This is a genomic window from Marinobacterium jannaschii DSM 6295, assembly GCF_000620085.1.
GTDB classification, from domain to species: domain Bacteria; phylum Pseudomonadota; class Gammaproteobacteria; order Pseudomonadales; family Balneatricaceae; genus Pontibacterium; species Pontibacterium jannaschii.
In genome coordinates, this window is sequence record NZ_JHVJ01000026.1 from 62,834 (window position 1) to 80,635 (window position 17,802).

Consider the following 17,802-nt stretch of genomic DNA (forward strand, 5'->3'; position numbering starts at 1 on the left):
GCATAAACAGACGCATATAAAATTTTCCTATCGTAGCAATACCTATATTCAATAGAATTCTGGATTACTTAATCAAAATCAGAACCTATAGTTTTTTCGTACTCGATTTTTATAAAACGGGGGCGAATACTATGCATATAAAAACATCGATACTACTGACTTCAACTGCGGTGGTGTTGTCTCTCGCACTTCCCCTGCAATTGGCTCAGGCAGCGGCTGAAGCCAAAAGCAATCGCTTCTGGTGGCCCGAGCAGCTTGACCTTGCACCACTGCGCCAGCACAGCGAAGAATCCAGCCCCATGGACCGGGAATTCAGCTACGCCAAAGCCTTCTCAAAGCTCGACCTGGCAACACTGAAGAAAGATCTCCGGGCATTGATGACCGATTCTCAGGCGTGGTGGCCTGCTGACTACGGCCATTATGGTCCGCTATTTATCCGCATGGCCTGGCACAGCGCCGGTACTTATCGTGTCGGCGATGGACGCGGCGGAGCTTCAGGTGGCCAGCAACGCTTTGACCCGCTTAACAGCTGGCCTGACAACGCCAACCTGGATAAGGCTCGCAGACTGTTATGGCCAATCAAGCAGAAATATGGCCGCAGTATCTCCTGGGCAGACCTGATGGTACTTACCGGCAATGTGGCGCTTGAATCAATGGGGTTCAAAACCTATGGTTTTGCCGGTGGACGTGAAGATCAGTGGGAACCCGATCTGGTTTACTGGGGGCCTGAATCCAGCTTTCTTGCTGACAAACGCTATCACGGAGATCGCCAGCTACAAAAGCCTCTGGCAGCTGTGCAGATGGGGCTGATCTATGTAAATCCTGAAGGCCCGAATGGCAACCCGGACCCGCTTGCAGCAGCGCGGGACATCCGTGAAACCTTTACACGCATGGCGATGAATGACGAAGAGACAGTCGCGCTGATCGCCGGCGGCCACACCTTTGGTAAAGCCCACGGTGCCCGTTCCGCCAGGGACTGCCTGGGAGCAGAACCCGCTGCAGCCGATATCCAGCAGCAGGGCTTCGGCTGGAAAAACCGCTGCGGCAAAGGACATAGCGCCGATACAATTACCAGCGGCTTGGAAGGCGCCTGGTCAGCGAACCCAATCGCCTGGACTACCCAGTATCTGGATAACCTCTTCAACTACGAGTGGGTCCAGAGCAGAAGCCCGGCCGGAGCCATACAGTGGATACCTGAGAATAACGCTGCCGCAAGTCTGGTTCCGGATGCGCACGACCCGGACAAGCGCCATGCGCCAGTGATGCTTACGACCGACCTGGCATTGCGCTATGATCCCGCCTATCAGCAGATAGCCCGCCGTTTTCAAAAGAACCCCGCTGAGTTCGAGCTGGCATTTGCCAAAGCCTGGTACAAGCTCACCCACCGCGATATGGGCCCCCGCAGTCGCTATCTAGGCAGTGAAGTTCCGACAGATACACTGCTGTGGCAGGATCCGATTCCGGCGATCGATTACCCGCTGATCGAAGCCGAGGAGATCCGCGCACTCAAACAACAGGTGCTGGAGCTGGGGCTTAGCCGATCTGACCTGATCAGAACCGCCTGGGCATCGGCCGCCAGTTTTCGCGCTAGCGACCGTCGTGGCGGCGCCAATGGTGCGAGGATTCGTCTGATGCCGCAAAAAGCATGGCCGGTTAACAGCCCGGACGAGCTAGGCCCCGTACTAACCAGACTGGAAAGCCTGCGCCAGGAAACGAACAGATCGCTGCCTGCCGGCAAGCGCATCTCACTAGCGGATCTGATTGTACTGGCCGGTAGCGCTGCCGTCGAAGCCGCGGCACGCGATGGCGGCCTTGATCTAGGCGTTCCGTTTACACCCGGGCGTAACGATGCCAGCCAGTCACAGACGGACGCTCATTCGTTTGCAGCACTGGAACCGATGGCAGATGGATTCCGCAACTACTTTGCCAAGGGTAATACCCGCTCACCGGCCGAAATGCTCATCGACAGGGCCAGCCAGCTGACACTGAGCGTACCTGAAATGGCGGTCCTTGTGGCTGGCATGCGTTCTCTGGATGCCAATACCGGGCAATCCCGCCACGGCGTTCTCACCTCAACCCCAGGCGCACTCAGTAATGACTTTTTCGTCAACCTGCTGGATATGTCTACGCGCTGGTCCAAAGCACCGGAGCAGCAAGGGATCTACAACGGCCATGACCGTGCCAGCGGTGCACATAAATGGACGGCCACTACGGTCGATCTGATCTTTGGTGCCAATGCCGAACTTCGCGCCATCGCTGAAGTCTATGCCGCCAATGATGCCAGGGAGAAGTTCGTCAGGGATTTCATCCGGGCCTGGGTTAAGGTAATGAATCTGGATCGCATATAGTTAACTACCGGCCCACCTAAAGCACCACTGTGGCTAATGACCATCCGCCAGCGCCCTGATCGCATTCCGAACGCTGGCAAAACTGATCTTAGCCACGCAGCAGTCTCCCTGCGCCGAAAAATGCTGTCTCATCATCCGCAGCACCTCCTCCCGACAGAGCAACTGCTCTGTCGGAACCCACCGAGTAACGCGGTCCCGATCAACAAGCACCCGGTATACCCTACCCGCCGAGTCGATCAGCCTGTCATCCGGGGTGAACGGAGTCCCGACCAGCTCCGGATCGCTATCCAGCTGTTGCTGCGATTTAACCGGCAGCAATTCATCCACTCCCACAAAGCTGATAACGCCGGGCCATTCAGGTTGAACATCTTCCACTACGACTACTCTTCTGTTTTTCCGATGCGCAGTACCATAGCAGATTTCCCCTGCCCTCTTCTCCCCGTCAGGCCTGGCTTATTCAACAGGGGGGCATTCAGAGCATTGCTTGTCGCTGACTCAACCTCGCTGCTCGTTGATTTACCAATTGACAGACCTGAGCCTCCCGACTAGGATTTCACCAACCGTACCGAACGGTACGGTACGTATTTTCGAACAAACCGGCTCTTAAACTTTATCCGGTATTAGCCGGATACAGCACATGAAGGACTATGTTGTGAAGAAAGTGATCACCCGCGCATCTATCGGAATCATCGCCCTGGCCGGTGGTTCTCTGGTTTATAACAATTATCAGACCCGTAGCCACCTGACGGAGTATCACCAGAAGTTGCATACAACAGCCTTTGCATCTGCCCCGACCTGGCAACTGGCAAAAACGCTACCCGCCCCCGTTGAGCGTTATATCCGGTTTACCTTCCCGAACGGAGTGCCTGCTCTGGCCGTCACCGAGGTGACAATGAGAGGCGACTTTCGTCTACCGCAGCATCAGGACTTCAACCCGACAACCGCCCGGCAAAGCCTGTCACCGGCTCTGCCTGCTCTGGTATTTGAAGCCAAAACACCGATCTATCCCGGCATCTGGGCGCTGGCCTATGACGCCTACCTTAACGGTGAGATGGAGATGAAAGCCAAGCTGTTTGCTGCCCTGACCGTCATGGATCAACCCCAGAGCGTGGAGCTGAACCGTATCAGTCTGCGTCGCTGGCTGCTGGAATCGCCGCTGTATCCGCAGGCATTGCTGCCCGGGAAATACACCCGCTGGGAAGCGATCGACAATACCCATGCCCGCGTGATCGCAGAATATCAGGGACTGCGCACCAGCATGATTGCAGAGATCGATAACGAAGGACGGCTGAGCAGTCTGCGCGCAGAGAACGATGGCGACCTGAACACCCCCTATCACGGCTCAGGGGAATACGCGGCCCGCTCCGACTACCGCCTGATCAATGGTATGATGATTCCGCACAAATTCACCATCGCCCGCCATGCCAGGGGAGTTGACTACCCGTTCTGGCGCGGCGAGCTAACCAGTTATTCTGCCAGTCTCTATCCGCAGCAATAAGCATCAGGGATCTAATGTGTCGAAACGGGATCAGTTAATCAGTGCCGCGATGGCATTGCTGGTCGAACAGGGAAACATGGCGTTCAGCATGAACGCCCTCGCCCGTCACGCCAGCGCATCTAAAGAAACCCTCTATCGCCATTTTGGCAATAAGCAGGGTCTGTTTGAAGCGATCGTCAGTGCCAACGCCGATCAGGCAGGACTGCTACAGGACTTCGTAGCCGACAACCCGGCCAACCCAGAAGGCTTTCTGCTGCAGTTCGGTGAGACCCTGCTGCGCTTCCTGATGAGTCCGGGCTCCATCGTGATTAACCGCATCGTGATTGCAGAAGCCGCCAGCACACCGGAGCTGGCGGCCATACTCGAAAGCCACGGTCGCCAGCGCGTTGCTCAAGCCGTCAGTGAACAGTTCGCAAGTTACCATCAGCAGGGACTGATTAGTGAGACAGCCGCGACCTCACTGAATATCTTTATCGGCCTGTTGCTTCAGGACAGTCAGATAAAGGTTCTGGATGGGTCTATCAATCCACTTGGCCCAGCAGACATTGCTGACCGGGCTAAGGAGGCTGCCCGCTGCTATATGAAACTGTTTAAAGATTAATAGCGTCATCCATGCTGATCGCTTTACCTCGGGCAGGACGCTAACAAAGATGCCGTCAGATGCGCCGGCATCACAGCGGCTTAGTTTGCCTGCTCGTCTACCTAAAATTTTCAGGGAAATGCACTCAAGCCGGCTTAGCCTGAAAAGAACTGGCGATTAGACCCGGTTGCTCAGGATTTCAGCGGCCAGGTTAATATGCCGTGCCGGCACCTACTTCTGCCGTAATAACTCGATCGCCGATCCGGCAATCAAACCCCAGCCAACAATAACCCCAGCCCCCAGACCTAACACTGAAACCACGACGATTGCCTCCATGGCTCGCTCCTTGTTTTTGTTTTACGTATATATAGGTCTAGTAGAAAATCCTTATTTTTCAATAAACTGGTCGATATTCAGGCAACAAGGGCCAATACGGCACAACGGCCACGCCAATTATTATGAAGAATTCGGTGAAAGTAACTGGGCGCTACAATAGCGGACCAGATCGGCACAGAAGGTTAATAGAGTGCAGGTCAACATATCAGCAGGCTGGAGGAGCTCACAGGAGGGTGCCATATAAGGCAATGGTGTAGTGCGCACTCTGACAGGAACGGATAAATAGCAAGCACCGGTTTACGGGCCGGAAACAAAAAAACCCGCGGGCTTGCGCCAGCGGGTTTTTTATCAAAGACACTTAAGTATTAATTACTTAGCTTCTTTTTTCGCTTTTTCGTCAGCGATTACCTGCTCTGCCACATTCATTGGGCAAGGCATGTAGTGGCCGAATTCCATGGAGAACTGACCACGACCGGAAGTAATCGTACGCAGGTGACCGATGTAACCGAACATCTCGGACAGAGGTACATCTGCTTTGATACGTACGCCAGTGGACGCGGATTCCTGATCCTTGATCATGCCACGACGACGGTTCAGGTCACCGATTACATCACCAACGTTGTCGTCTGGAGTGAAGACGTCAACTTTCATGATAGGTTCCAGCAGCTGTGCACCTGCTTTTGGCATGGACTGACGGAAAGCGCCTTTAGCGGCGATTTCGAACGCTACTGCAGAGGAGTCAACCGCGTGGAAGCCACCGTCGTACAGTTCGATTTCAACGTCCAGTACCGGGAAGCCAGCCAGGACACCTGTGTCCATCATGCTAGCGAAGCCCTTCTCGATTGCCGGGAAGAATTCCTTAGGAACGTTACCACCAACAACAGAAGAGATGAACTTGAAGCCGGAACCTGGCTCACCTGGCTTCATGCGGTAGTCGATCTTACCGAACTGACCGGAACCACCAGACTGCTTCTTGTGCGTGTAGCTGTCTTCGATTGCAGAAGTGATAGTCTCGCGGTAAGCAACCTGTGGCTTACCTACATCCAGCTCTACGCCGTATGTACGCTTCAGGATGTCTACTTTGATATCCAGGTGCAGCTCACCCATTCCTTTCAGGATGGTTTCGCCGGAATCTTCGTCAGTTTCAACAACGAAAGTAGGATCTTCAGCAACCATCTTACCGATCGCAACACCCATCTTCTCTGTTGAAGCTTTATCTTTAGGCGATACCGCGATAGAGATTACTGGCTCTGGGAAGATCATTGGTTCCAGAGTACAAGGGTTCTTGGTATCACACAGCGTGTGACCAGTCTGAACGTTTTTCATACCAACGATAGCCAGGATGTCACCTGCCTGAGCGGTGCTCAGCTCAGTACGCTCATCGGCGTGCATCTCAACCATACGACCGATACGCTCAGTCTTGCCGGTGAAAGAGTTCAGGATGGTATCACCCTTGTTCAGTACACCGGAGTAAATACGGATAAAGGTCAGGGCGCCAAAACGGTCGTCCATGATCTTAAATGCCAGTGCGCGCAGAGGCTCGTCAACAGAAACAGTTGCAACCTGGCCATTTGGCTCACCCAGCTCGTCAGTCAGAGGCTGAGGGTCAACTTCTGTTGGAGATGGCAGGTAGTCAACAACTGCGTCCAGAACCATCTGAACACCTTTGTTTTTGAATGCAGAACCACAGTAAGTCGGGAAGAAGTCCAGAGCGATAGTACCTTTACGGATACAACGCTTGATGTCTTCGATAGAAGGCTCTTCGCCATCCATGTAAGCCATCATCAGATCATCGTCCTGCTCGACAGCGGTTTCGATCATCTTCTCACGGTACATCTCTACGTCATCAACCATGTCCGCAGGGATATCAACGATTTCGAAGTTTTCTGGCTTGCCAGAGTCATCCCAAACGTATGCAGTGCGTGACAGCAGGTCAACCAGACCAACGAAGTTCTCTTCGATGCCGATAGGCAGACACATTACCAGCGGGTTAGCACCCAGAACGTTCTCAACCTGGTCGACAACGCGCAGGAAGTCTGCACCCATGCGATCCAGCTTGTTTACGAAGATGATACGGGCAACTTCAGATTCGTTCGCATAGCGCCAGTTAGTCTCGGACTGAGGCTCAACACCGCCGGAACCACAGAAAACACCAACACCACCATCCAGAACTTTCAGGGAACGGTATACTTCAACAGTGAAGTCTACGTGACCAGGAGTATCAATGATGTTGAAGCGGTGGTCTTTCCAGTAACAAGTAGTCGCAGCAGACTGGATAGTAATACCGCGCTCAGCTTCCTGTTCCATGAAGTCGGTAGTGGACTCACCATCGTGCACTTCACCGGTCTTATGGATTTTACCGGTCAGCTTCAGGATACGTTCTGTTGTGGTGGTCTTACCCGCATCTACGTGCGCGAAGATGCCGATGTTTCTGTAAAGGTCTAAGTTTGCCATTGGTCTCTTACACAAATGTCTGAGAAAAAATTTCCGCGCAAGTATACAGGAATTTCTTTCAGGTTTAATACATTGCAGCTATCAAAATTTAGCTACACGGAGCTTACCGTCGAACTACGGCAGTTGTAGATGATCAAACAGGGCCATAGGGTATGCTTTTTTGCCGAATACAGCTATCAATTTGATATTCAAAGTATTTCGACGTCGTGTCAGGCTGAGGACGTAACAAGGCACTGTAAAGGAGCGTATCGCCCCATTTGAAGACTAAGCATAGATAGTTGGCGGTTCTGTAGCCAGTACAAGGCACATGAACATATTGCAGGTTAAAAAACGCCACGGCTGTCCATCTTACCCCCGGTGATAAAGATCCAAAGCAGTCAGGATGACTGGCACTGATTATTCAGCACGCAGATCGCGGATGCTTTATGCCAACGCTGCTCAATACAGCGGGCAGGCTGAGTCCGATCTGACAGGCAATTTCCAGCATCACCCGCGAATTCCTGCGAAACAGTGTCGGAGGATCAGTGTCGGAGAATCCGTTCACTACAACCAAAGGGCTCCATCTGCCAGCATCCCTAAAGAATGCAAAAAGGCCCGATGCCGTCTTTTGAATAACTGGACTTAACCAGACAACAGACGCCATCGGGCCCCGGTGGATCTTTAGCAGCGAATCAGGCGACCTGTGCGATCGCCTTTTTGTTGGCCAGGTACTCATCGAAGGTGCCCGGGAAGTCGATCACTTCCTGATCCTTGATTTCGATAATCCGGGTCGCCAGCGAGGAAACAAAGGCCCGGTCATGGCTGACGAAGATCAGTGTGCCATCGAAAGCTTCCAATGCATTATTGAGCGCTTCGATCGCTTCCATATCCATATGGTTGGTCGGCTCGTCCATGATCAGCACATTGATGTCCATCATCATCAGCTTGCCAAACAGCAGGCGGTTTTTCTCACCACCGGAACAGACCTTCGCCTTTTTGTTAAAGTCATCGGCAGTAAACAGCAAGCGTCCCAGCATCGCACGGACTTTAAGATCATCATGCTTGGGAGTACGCCACTGCGACATCCACTCAAACAGGGTCAGGTCACAGTCGAAGTCAGCCGTACTGTCCTGCGGGCAATAACCAATAGCAGCATTCTCAGACCACTTTATCGTGCCTTCGTTGGCCTGAAGCTCGTCCATCAGACAGCGCAGGAACGTGGTTTTACCAACACCGTTCTCACCGATGACGGCCAGCTTAGCACCAGCTTCAAGAATCAGATTACCGCCCCGGAACAGCGCTTCGCCCTCAAAGCCATGCCCCATCTCTTCCAGAATCAATGCCTGGCGGTGCAGTTTCTTATCCTGCTTCAGAGTGATGGAAGGCGACTGGCGGCTGGAAGTTTTAACCTCCTCCAGTTCGATCTTATCCATCTTTTTGGCACGCGAACTGGCCAGTTTGGCTTTAGAGGCGTTTGCGGAGAAGCGATTGACGAATGTCTGCAGCTCATCAAGCTCGGCGCTCTTCTTGGCATTCTCCGTCAGCAACTGTTCGCGAATCAGAGAAGACGCTTCGAGAAAATAATCATAGTTGCCCGGGTAGATACGCAGTTCGCCATAGTCGATATCGGCCATATGAGTACACACCGAATTAAGGAAGTGGCGGTCATGGGAAATAATGATCATGGTGCACTTACGCTGCTTAAGTACGGTCTCAAGCCAGCCAATAGTATGAATATCAAGGTTGTTGGTCGGCTCATCCAGCAGCAGAATATCCGGATTGGCAAACAATGCCTGTGCCAGCAAGACCCTCAGCTTCCAGCCCGGTGCAACCTGGCTCATCAGGCCGAAGTGATACTCTTCTGCAATACCCGCCTCCAACAGGATATCCCCCGCCCGGCTTTCGGCGCTGTAGCCATCCATCTCAGCGAACTCGGTTTCCAGATGGGCAACTTTCATGCCGTCCTCTTCGGACATTTCAGGCAGTGAGTAGATTCGATCCCTCTCCTGCTTCACCTTCCAAAGTTCAGCGTCTCCCATGATTACCGTATCGACCACGCTATATTCTTCGAAGGCAAACTGATCCTGACGCAAGGTACCCAACTTCTGTCCCGGGGAAATAGAAACATTACCCGAAGTTGGCACCAGCTCACCGCTGAGGATTTTCATGAAGGTCGACTTGCCGCAGCCATTTGCACCAATCAGGCCGTAACGATTGCCGTGACCGAACTTAGCGGAAATGTCTTCAAACAATGGCTCAGCGCCAAACTGCATGGTGATGTTCGCGGTGGATATCAAAGGAGTGTCCTGAGCTTACAGATAAAGGATGGAATAAAGCGCTGCATAGGGCTTTCAAGGGAGGGCGCACTCTAAAGAGTTGCAGGCTGAAAGTCGAGCAAAGCTGTGCGTTAAACGCACAAAAATATGGATCAGTAACAGCTGCAGGCATGCGTCCCCTGCGGATCTGATATCAAACCAGCACACTGATAATGGACGAAGGCTGATACAGGCAGGACAGTATTCGGTTATACCCCGGCCCTAAGTGACGAGATATCCTGCAGATCCACTGCACGGCCAAGCCTGGATTTATATTCAATCAGGTCAGCCCTGGGCATCACAGACAGTCTCGAACCGAGATATTCACCCGTTACCGTACTGTCAAAATCGATCACAAGCGGCCGCCATCGGGAAACCGAGCGATCAAATATCCTGGCATTGCAGGCGTTACCAACCTCAATCTTAGTTCCTTTATAGATCAGCTGAACATATTCCAGATCCCAACCCTCAGCCTTCTCGCAATAGTGCTGAGCGGGTTTTGAAACAAACCCGGCCCCGGCGCTCACCACTTCAGCGAACCGTGCCTGGGGCACGAAGAGGTCGATATCATTGAGTGGCCGGTCAGATCCGTAAAAATTTGCTGCCAGTCCACCACAGACTGAAAGTGGAATATTCCTTGTTTCAAGTAAGGTAACGATCCAGGCTAAGGCCCTGTCCTTCATCCTTTCCCCCCCTCCTTAATCTAATAGCCGGTGGCACTGCTCAGACACGGATTGTTCCGACCACACAAGACTTAATTCGCAGCCTCAGCCACTGCTGAAATGCTGTTTATTGATCTTCAGCCAGAATAGCTCCTGGCAGTGGCTTATAAACGTCTTGTGTCTGGGACATACCTGCAGCCCTGCGGGCTCGGATAAAACCTCATATGATATCCAGCACTCCGGGCACAGCCGTTCGTCACTATCATCCTGGTCAGACTCAGTAGAGTATTTCACCACTACACCATTCGAAAAACTGAAAACTGACTCCTGACTGTCCACCGTCAGATCCTGATCGGTATAGGAGTTATCTCTGGATGTGCGGCAGACGATAACCGGCTCTGTAGCCTCACCTTTAATCGATGCTATATAGGCACACAGATTGTCCATTGCTTATTTCCCTATACTCAAAGCCAGATATACAGACCTCAGAGTACCGTATCAAAACAACTGATTGCACCCATCCTTAACAACCTGGCTTGGGATGCTAGTCCCGCCACTGCTTCGCCAGCAACTCTGTAACAAGCTGGTATCTTGAAGGAAGTGTGCGGTGCTTTTTGGATACCAGGAAGACCGGCTCGTCGACTGGCTTATCCATCTCAGCAATACGGATGCGATCGGGCTGACTAAATGCGGCTAGAGATGAACGGGGAATCACGGTAAACCCCAGCCCCAGTGAAACCGGTAACAGAATCTGGCTTAACTGATTGATATAACCGGATTGCGCAACTGAGGCCATGCCCCTGAAATCATCCGCAAAATTCGCTTCCAACACCTGGATGGCATAGTGATGCCCATCGGGATGATTAATAAAACCCAACGACACCAGATTCTGCCAACTGAATCCGCTACCGGCTGGCACCGCCAGGCAAAGCCTGTCTTGCCCTAACTGCGTCTGGCTCAGCTCTGCATCGTTCACCGGCTGGGTAACGAGTCCGATATCGGTCTTGTTCGTCTTAATACGCTCGACGATGGCTGTATTCGGCGCAGCTTCCAGACTGATAGTCAGACCTGGATATTGCTGCTGAAGCCCGAGCAGTTCGGGATATAACTGCATCGCCATCGACCCTGAACATGCCAGGCGGCACTCCCCCTGACACTGTTGATCCCCCGCGATCGACTCACGTAACTCAACTTCAGCCTCAATCTGGCGCACTCCATAGTCATACAGGCGCCCCCCCGCTTCGGTCAGTTCAAACCTCTTGCCATGACGATTCAACAGTGGGTAACCAAGCTGCTGCTCCAGCTTCTTTATATGCTGACTGACCCCGGGCTGGGTCATATTGAGCTGTATAGCCGCCTGAGTGAAATGGTTGGTCTCCACCAGACGCATAAAAGTACGTAAGAATATCGGATTTATCATAACGAAATATTATCAAATTCATTTTTAATGATAATTTCACGTTAGACTAACTGCTTTATACACTAATGCTCAAGTTATCCAACCGGAGCAGCACCATGAATCAGCCCTACCCCCGAACCTTTTCTCATATCGGCATTTCCGTTCCCGACCTGGAGGCCGCCGTAAAATTCTATACCGAGGTACTGGGCTGGTATCTGATTATGCAGCCCACCGAGATCATCGAAGATGACAGCCCTATCGGCGAGATGTGTACCGATGTGTTCGGCCCCAACTGGGAATCATTCAGAATTGCCCACCTCTCGACCGGTGACCGTATCGGTGTAGAGCTGTTTCAATTTAAAAACCAGCAGAACCCGCAGGATAACTTCGAATACTGGAAGACCGGGATCTTTCACTTCTGTGTGCAGGATCCCGATGTCGAAGGACTGGCAGAGAAGATTGTTGCTGCCGGCGGAAAGAAGCGCATGGAGAAACCCCGATACTACTACCCGGGTGAAAAGCCCTATCGCATGATCTATATGGAAGACCCCTTCGGCAATATCCTCGAGATCTATAGCCACAGCTACGAGTTGCACTATGCCTCGGGGGCTTATAACTAACCGCAGAAAAGAAAACCGAGCAAGGAATAGCTCGGTTTTCCGATTATGTGGCTGAAGGTTAAAGTGGCTTTAACATCCAAACATCACACCCGTTATGCTCTGTGCCCTGCAATGGTCTATTCAGATGACTAAATCCCAGCTTTTCGTAAAGAGCTATTGCTGATGACATGCTTTTCAGAGTGTCGAGATAGCAATTTTTGAATCCCTGAGACACCGCGAATTCAAGGCATTGAAGTGTAAGTTTCCGACCAAGCCCCGACCCTCTGCTCTCAGGAAGAAGGAATAACTTCTTTAGCTCACAAATATCACTGCTTCCGTTAAACGGAGCAATGCCACAACCACCAACAACTTTTCCGTCTATCCTGGCAACCAGGTATCTGCTTTTTGATTCTTCGCTATAGTTCTGACTCATACACAAAACCTCGGAGTCAGAAGGCCCAAACCCATCACCTATAGCCCCATATTCAGCGCCCACCTTTTTGATGATTTCACAGATAACAGAATCATCACCTGGCTCAATTTCGTTAATTGTGCAGATCAATGCTCGCCTCCTGTTTCGACTATAAGTGATTTAAATACTTCTAATGCAGCGTCGATAATTCTACTCGCCAAAAGCAATTATACAGGGCGTCATAGACGGCACCCTGCGCCCAGGGAAACTCCTGCTTAGATAACCAGAACGAACGACGCGGAATCACCGACTCGAAGTGCAGCCTGCATCCATCACTGAACCCGGGGCCCCGGCCTGTAGATCTAGAACAGCTTATACGCTTTGATTCATGATAAGTGCAACGACGGTATTTATTCGCGAATGAGACACTGACATCAGCTGTAGAACAATATCAACAGCTGACGGTTCCGTCAGCCCTTCCCCCATACTTGAATGAGCCAAGGCACTAAGCATTCCCCCTTTGCGAAGCAACACAGCAATAGTGCTGACAGGGGGATATTATCAGAGCAGAAGGTAGCCACGCTGAGTCTGTGCCATTCCATCAAAAGCCGTTCTACGAAGCCTGCAATCCGCATAAGTAAAATCGCAACCGCCACAGTAATTTCCGGGCCATACACAGCCTGGACAGAGAAACGAAGCCCGCGCACCCTATTACCTCTCCTTTGCCGGCTTTTTCCCTGTATTTTGGCGCTCCGGGTCGGCTATGATCTACGCCATCGATAAAGAATATCAATGACCTGCGGTTACCGATCAGCAGGTCCTGCAGGATGAGTGAATTAAACCGAATGGAAAGCATTATTACGCTGATACTGATCTGTGCCGGCCTGTCCCTGGTGCTCAATGTTCTGCTGAAAAAGCTGCAGGTAGAGTCAGTGATCGGCTATATCCTCACCGGCATGGTGGTGGGCTTTGCCTTTGATCTGGAACATAACGCCAATCTGGATGCGGTAGCAGAGTTTGGTATTGTTTTTCTGATGTTTACCATCGGCCTGGAGTTCTCACCCCAGCGACTGCGCCTGATGAAAAAAGAGGTGTTTCTCTATGGTGCGCTGCAGATGGGGATCACCGCGGCGGTCTTCTTTACAATCGGCCACTGGCTGCTGGCTATAGAACCGGCAGTTAACCTGATCGTCAGCCTGGCGCTGACCCTCTCCTCTACCGCCATCGTGCTTAACCTGCTCACCAAACACCGTAAGACAGGCAACCTTTACGGCCGAAACTCGGTGGGAATCCTGCTGTTTCAGGATATTGCCGTTATCCCGCTACTGCTGATGGTATCCATCTTTGCCAGCAACCATCAGAGCGTGCCCCAACTGCTGCTTAATGTAGTGATAGATGGTGCTATCGTGTTCGCACTGCTGTTCTTTGGCGCCCGTTTTGCCACGCCCCATCTGATGAAGCAGGTATTAGGCACCCGCTCCAACGAGATCTTTGTCGGCGCCCTATTGTTGTTTGTGATCGGTGCCGCCCAGCTGGCCCATACACTGGGTTTTTCATACTCCCTCGGGGCTTTTATCGCCGGTATGGTGATTGCTGAAACCCACTACAAACACCAGGTGGAGGCAGACCTGATCCCCTTTCGCGACCTGCTGCTGGGAGTGTTCTTTATCACCGTCGGGATGCAGGTCAGTCCACCTTTTGTATTGCAGAACCTGCTGCTGATTCTGGCGGTAATGGCCGGATTGCTGTTAGTGAAAAGCCTGATCCTGTTTACCCTGATCCGTTTCTTTCACGGCACCCGTACCGCCCTGAAGACCGCGTTGCTGCTCTCTCAGTGTGGTGAATTTTCCTTTGTAATTTTTGAGACCGCCCAGGCCAACAACCTGTTTATGGATGGCCAGCTCGGTCAGGTACTGGTGATGGCGATTGTCTTTACCATGATGCTGACCCCGTTTCTGTTCCGCTCACTGGATCGTATTACCGACTGGCTGATAAAAAGTCCGGAATCCTCGACGCCTGATGAAAGCGACGATGCGGCTACAGAGCAGACGCAGATCCACGCCAATCAGGTCGTGATCTGTGGCTTTGGCGCGCTGGGGCAACGTGTTACTGTCCACCTGAAGCACGAGCAGATCCCCTATATGGGCATCGAGCAGGAGAGCCGGATTTTCCATTCTGCCCAGATCGATGGATTGTCGGTGGTGTTTGGCAATGCCTGTCGCAGCCAGTTTCTCAGAGGCATCCATATCGATCAGGCCCGCGCGGTGATTATCGCCATGAGTAATGAACGCCGCATCCAGCAGGTGGCCCATGCGATTCGCCACGTAGCGCCGGAACTGCCGGTGTTTGTCTGCGCCTCAAACCACCGCCTGATCGAAGAGCTGGATAAGATCGGCGACACCTGCCCAATCGATACTCAGGAGCAGAAGGCACTGGCACTGGTCGAGGCATTGCAGGAGCGGGAAGCAACTAAACAGAGAGGCTGAAGCTCACCGATAATCGGCAAACAGCAGCGACCAACGCCGGATCAACCCTGTACCGGCCAACGCTTGGCATTAGGCAATTCGACCCGCTGACAAAAATTGATGGGCACTGTGCCTGCCAGTTTTCACCCGGAGTTAAAGCTCACTTTGACGGCCAATGATAGACATAGATTGGCGTTTGATAGACATCATCGAGCCTGATGACTTTTGTCGGTTGAGAGGAAGGTAAGGCGAATGTATTGCTTACAATAAGCGTCCCATTTAGCTGTTCGCGCTTCAGTTTTGCTTCAAGCGCAACCATGCCTCCTGGGTAAAGATAACAGCAGAGAATCGCATCACTGCTGAGTTCAGTCGTCATAAAATCCTTGCGATAGAGCGTCAGGTTATCCAGCCGTAAGCAATATTTACGGATCACTGACACTAACCACGGAAGCCATGACAGCTCATAGCCGATCACTTGCTGGTTCGGGTACTGACGGGCAGCCATGATAACCAGCGTCCCCCAACCCGAGCCAAGATCAATCAGGGGCCTAACAAGCGGATTCTCAGTCTCAGCCAGCATCGCCCGGCATGCCTTGCCTGAACTCATCATCGGAGAGATACCGGTTTGTAGCGTACTCCAAACAATAGACAGGGCTACCAGCAGGAGAAAAAGAATAAGCACTATCTCAAAAGGAGTCATACTAGCCGGGATTCGGGGGACTTCGGATCTGCATTATCGGATCAATCAGCGGATCAATCCAGAACACCCATCAATTCTTTCTTCCATATGGGAAAGCCAATAACCCTCACGATTCAAGCCGATGCGAATAGCCGTTTCGACTGAGTCAATCCCTTCACCCAGCTATTTCCCACCCGCCCTGCATACTGTTTCAGCTTGTCGAATCGCCCCAAGGTACGACTGGGTTGTAAACCCTTTGGCTGCATCGCCTGTAGCCACTGTTCGGCATCAATTCCGAGTCTCTGCAATAATCGGTGGCAGGTTATTGACTATATGGCCGCGCTTGCCGTCACGACAACAACATCCTGTTCAGTCAACCAATTCAAAGTAGTCCGCCAGATTGAATGGTATTGCCCGTTCGCTATCAGACTGCTTCAGCGCCAATGGCTTGAGTAACGGGATTGACTGGAGATCAGCCGGCCTCAGCTGTAAATTTGGTGGGTGTCCTTTTTTTCTTTACGCTCTGACTGATCCCGCCACTAACGGGTACATGCAGGTGATCCAACCTGCCTTGAATAGGACAGCCAGAGTTACCGAGTAATTTCTAGTGGCCCATACGGTGCTGGACCTCCGCTATAGCGGCACTTCTGGTGCATAAGAGACCCTCTATATGTGTTTGTGTAATCAACAGAAAGCCGAAGTATGTCGATCGAATTATTAAAGAGCACCCATGAGGAAAGCCTCAGGGGTTACTTTGCTAATTGACTCGGGGGCGGCTCATATGTGCTAGGTGTTTTCGCCATATTAAAACCCAGCAATTCTAGCTTTAGCAATTAAGAGGATGCAAAAATAAACCGTCTTTTTTCGTGAAAACAGCCTCTGGCAGTATGTGTTTTTTGCCATTAACAAGCACCCTTATTCCTTCTACTCTTAATTGGGTAGCTTTTCCATCTGTGATAGTGAATGTACCGGAATAACTTTCATATTCCTCATCGGTTGTTCTATCCATTATTGAGTTGGCTGTATACTCTTTTTTTGAGAGCTCGTTGCTTTGATACCTGTTTTCAAACCTTAGCCTGGTAAAGAATTCCACTTCCAATTCTTGCCTTATTTCACCAAAAGAGATATTTACAATTTGCTTGGGCCAAACAACATTTGCTTGACCATATACTTTAAAACCTATACCTAAACGGGTTATATCTTGATATTCCCATACTTCCAGATTTAATTTAACGTCATCAAATTGAAAAACCAGTTGATTATCTACCCCGACCTTGCCTCGACATGATTGCTTTTCGACCTTAGCGCCAATTGCTTGGGGATAAAAATATTCTTCATGCAAAACAGCACAGGAGCTTAGTTGGGTCACAAGCAAAATCAGCAGTAAGTTCTTGATCATTTTTTCTGGACACCTAACGAGGCTGTCGGATTAGAGATTTAGCACCGTAAATGTCCATACCTGACAGCCCTCCTTGTTCTGTTGTGAGTTTTAAGCGATGTACCCGCTATTCGCTGATACTCGATTCAAACACGCTTTGGTTGTCTTTTACACCGATCCGGCCCACTATTCAGCCCGTTTTTCATCTTCAGTGCCTTATATTCCCGGCGGTACTTATTTTCTCGATATTATGTACCAGGCAGTACATCAGCCATTGGCCATTGGCCATTGGGCATTGGGCATTGGGCATTGACCTTAGCTTCGCCTCTGAGCGTGAAGCGCTTTAGCCCTTTGTTGGTTTCCAGATTGCCGAACACCGGCTCAACGGTGCCCAGTCGCTGGCTATAGATATGCCGTCCCATCGGGCTGTCGATCTTCTCTTTCATCCGGTCCATAAAGCTGGTTTTCGGCGTGTTGGCTTTCGGATAGAAGCTGACCTGACGCCCTTCCTGCTGGTTCAGCTTACGCAGGCATTGAGTTTTCAGGGGGCAGACCCGGCAAGTCTTACGGTAGCCCTGGAAGCGGACTACGGCTTTGCCATCGATCTCGCTATCGAGGCACAACCACATCGGCTTACCCGCCGGACAGCGACAGCTTTTGGTGGCGGAATCATAGTCGAAGTCCGCCGGGATAAAGCG

Annotated in this window: 15 protein-coding genes; 5 read left to right on the top strand and 10 right to left on the bottom strand. The window is 51.5% G+C overall.

Features of this window, described 5'->3' with window-relative positions:
• The first annotated feature begins 131 nt into the window (after positions 1 to 131).
• Entirely contained in the window at positions 132 to 2,348 is a 2,217-nt protein-coding gene (gene katG / locus Q354_RS0113280) for a catalase/peroxidase HPI (protein WP_027858027.1), read from the top strand.
• Positions 2,349 to 2,381: 33 nt separating this feature from the next.
• On the opposite strand, the gene Q354_RS0113285 is transcribed toward katG, so the two are convergent.
• The gene (locus Q354_RS0113285) at positions 2,382 to 2,723 is read right to left on the bottom strand and encodes a DUF4144 family protein (RefSeq protein WP_027858028.1); all 342 of its coding nucleotides are present in this window, start codon (positions 2,721 to 2,723) and stop codon (positions 2,382 to 2,384) included.
• Between the two features lie 262 nt (positions 2,724 to 2,985).
• Here Q354_RS0113285 and Q354_RS0113290 point away from each other — a divergent pair, with 262 nt between their 5' ends.
• Both Q354_RS0113290 and Q354_RS0113295 read left to right on the top strand, forming a co-directional pair.
• Positions 2,986 to 3,846 carry a DUF6920 family protein gene (locus tag Q354_RS0113290; RefSeq protein ID WP_036229760.1) on the top strand — a complete coding sequence of 287 codons (861 nt, stop codon included), beginning with the start codon at positions 2,986 to 2,988 and terminating at the stop codon, positions 3,844 to 3,846.
• A 16-nt stretch (positions 3,847 to 3,862) separates the two neighbouring features.
• Positions 3,863 to 4,447: a TetR/AcrR family transcriptional regulator gene (locus tag Q354_RS0113295; RefSeq protein ID WP_027858030.1), complete on the top strand. Its 585-nt coding sequence runs from the start codon at positions 3,863 to 3,865 to the stop codon at positions 4,445 to 4,447.
• Between the two features lie 684 nt (positions 4,448 to 5,131).
• Here Q354_RS0113295 and fusA read toward each other — a convergent pair.
• The 5 genes from fusA to Q354_RS0113320 form a co-directional block, all read right to left on the bottom strand.
• On the bottom strand, positions 5,132 to 7,216 hold the full coding sequence (fusA, locus tag Q354_RS0113300; protein WP_027858031.1) for an elongation factor G: 2,085 nt from the start codon (positions 7,214 to 7,216) through the stop codon (positions 5,132 to 5,134).
• A gap of 671 nt (positions 7,217 to 7,887) precedes the next feature.
• Positions 7,888 to 9,492: an ABC-F family ATPase gene (locus tag Q354_RS0113305; protein WP_027858032.1), complete on the bottom strand. Its 1,605-nt coding sequence runs from the start codon at positions 9,490 to 9,492 to the stop codon at positions 7,888 to 7,890.
• A gap of 227 nt (positions 9,493 to 9,719) precedes the next feature.
• Entirely contained in the window at positions 9,720 to 10,193 is a 474-nt protein-coding gene (locus Q354_RS0113310) for a nucleotidyltransferase family protein (protein WP_027858033.1), read from the bottom strand.
• An 84-nt stretch (positions 10,194 to 10,277) separates the two neighbouring features.
• Positions 10,278 to 10,619, bottom strand: coding sequence for a hypothetical protein (locus Q354_RS0113315; RefSeq protein WP_027858034.1), 342 nt, complete (start codon positions 10,617 to 10,619; stop codon positions 10,278 to 10,280).
• 97 nt (positions 10,620 to 10,716) lie between these two features.
• Positions 10,717 to 11,592: a LysR family transcriptional regulator gene (locus Q354_RS0113320; RefSeq protein WP_027858035.1), complete on the bottom strand. Its 876-nt coding sequence runs from the start codon at positions 11,590 to 11,592 to the stop codon at positions 10,717 to 10,719.
• 95 nt (positions 11,593 to 11,687) lie between these two features.
• Here Q354_RS0113320 and Q354_RS0113325 point away from each other — a divergent pair, with 95 nt between their 5' ends.
• A complete protein-coding gene (locus tag Q354_RS0113325) occupies positions 11,688 to 12,191 on the top strand; it encodes a lactoylglutathione lyase family protein (RefSeq protein WP_027858036.1) in 504 nt (167 codons plus the stop codon).
• A gap of 58 nt (positions 12,192 to 12,249) precedes the next feature.
• Here the strand turns inward: Q354_RS0113325 and Q354_RS0113330 are convergent, their stop codons facing one another.
• Positions 12,250 to 12,732, bottom strand: a complete 483-nt coding sequence (locus Q354_RS0113330) for a GNAT family N-acetyltransferase (protein WP_051560120.1) — start codon at positions 12,730 to 12,732, stop codon at positions 12,250 to 12,252.
• Positions 12,733 to 13,409: 677 nt separating this feature from the next.
• Between Q354_RS0113330 and Q354_RS0113340 the strand changes: the two genes are divergently transcribed.
• Positions 13,410 to 15,068, top strand: a complete 1,659-nt coding sequence (locus Q354_RS0113340; RefSeq protein ID WP_084332594.1) for a cation:proton antiporter — start codon at positions 13,410 to 13,412, stop codon at positions 15,066 to 15,068.
• A gap of 139 nt (positions 15,069 to 15,207) precedes the next feature.
• Here the strand turns inward: Q354_RS0113340 and Q354_RS0113345 are convergent, their stop codons facing one another.
• From Q354_RS0113345 to Q354_RS0113355, 3 genes are all read right to left on the bottom strand, one after another.
• Complete coding sequence (locus Q354_RS0113345) at positions 15,208 to 15,747, bottom strand: class I SAM-dependent methyltransferase (protein WP_027858040.1); 540 nt, start codon at positions 15,745 to 15,747, stop codon at positions 15,208 to 15,210.
• Between the two features lie 805 nt (positions 15,748 to 16,552).
• Complete coding sequence (locus Q354_RS0113350; RefSeq protein ID WP_027858041.1) at positions 16,553 to 17,125, bottom strand: hypothetical protein; 573 nt, start codon at positions 17,123 to 17,125, stop codon at positions 16,553 to 16,555.
• A gap of 227 nt (positions 17,126 to 17,352) precedes the next feature.
• A partial coding sequence (locus Q354_RS0113355; RefSeq protein ID WP_027858042.1) for a transposase occupies positions 17,353 to 17,802 on the bottom strand: 450 nt, incomplete at its 5' end.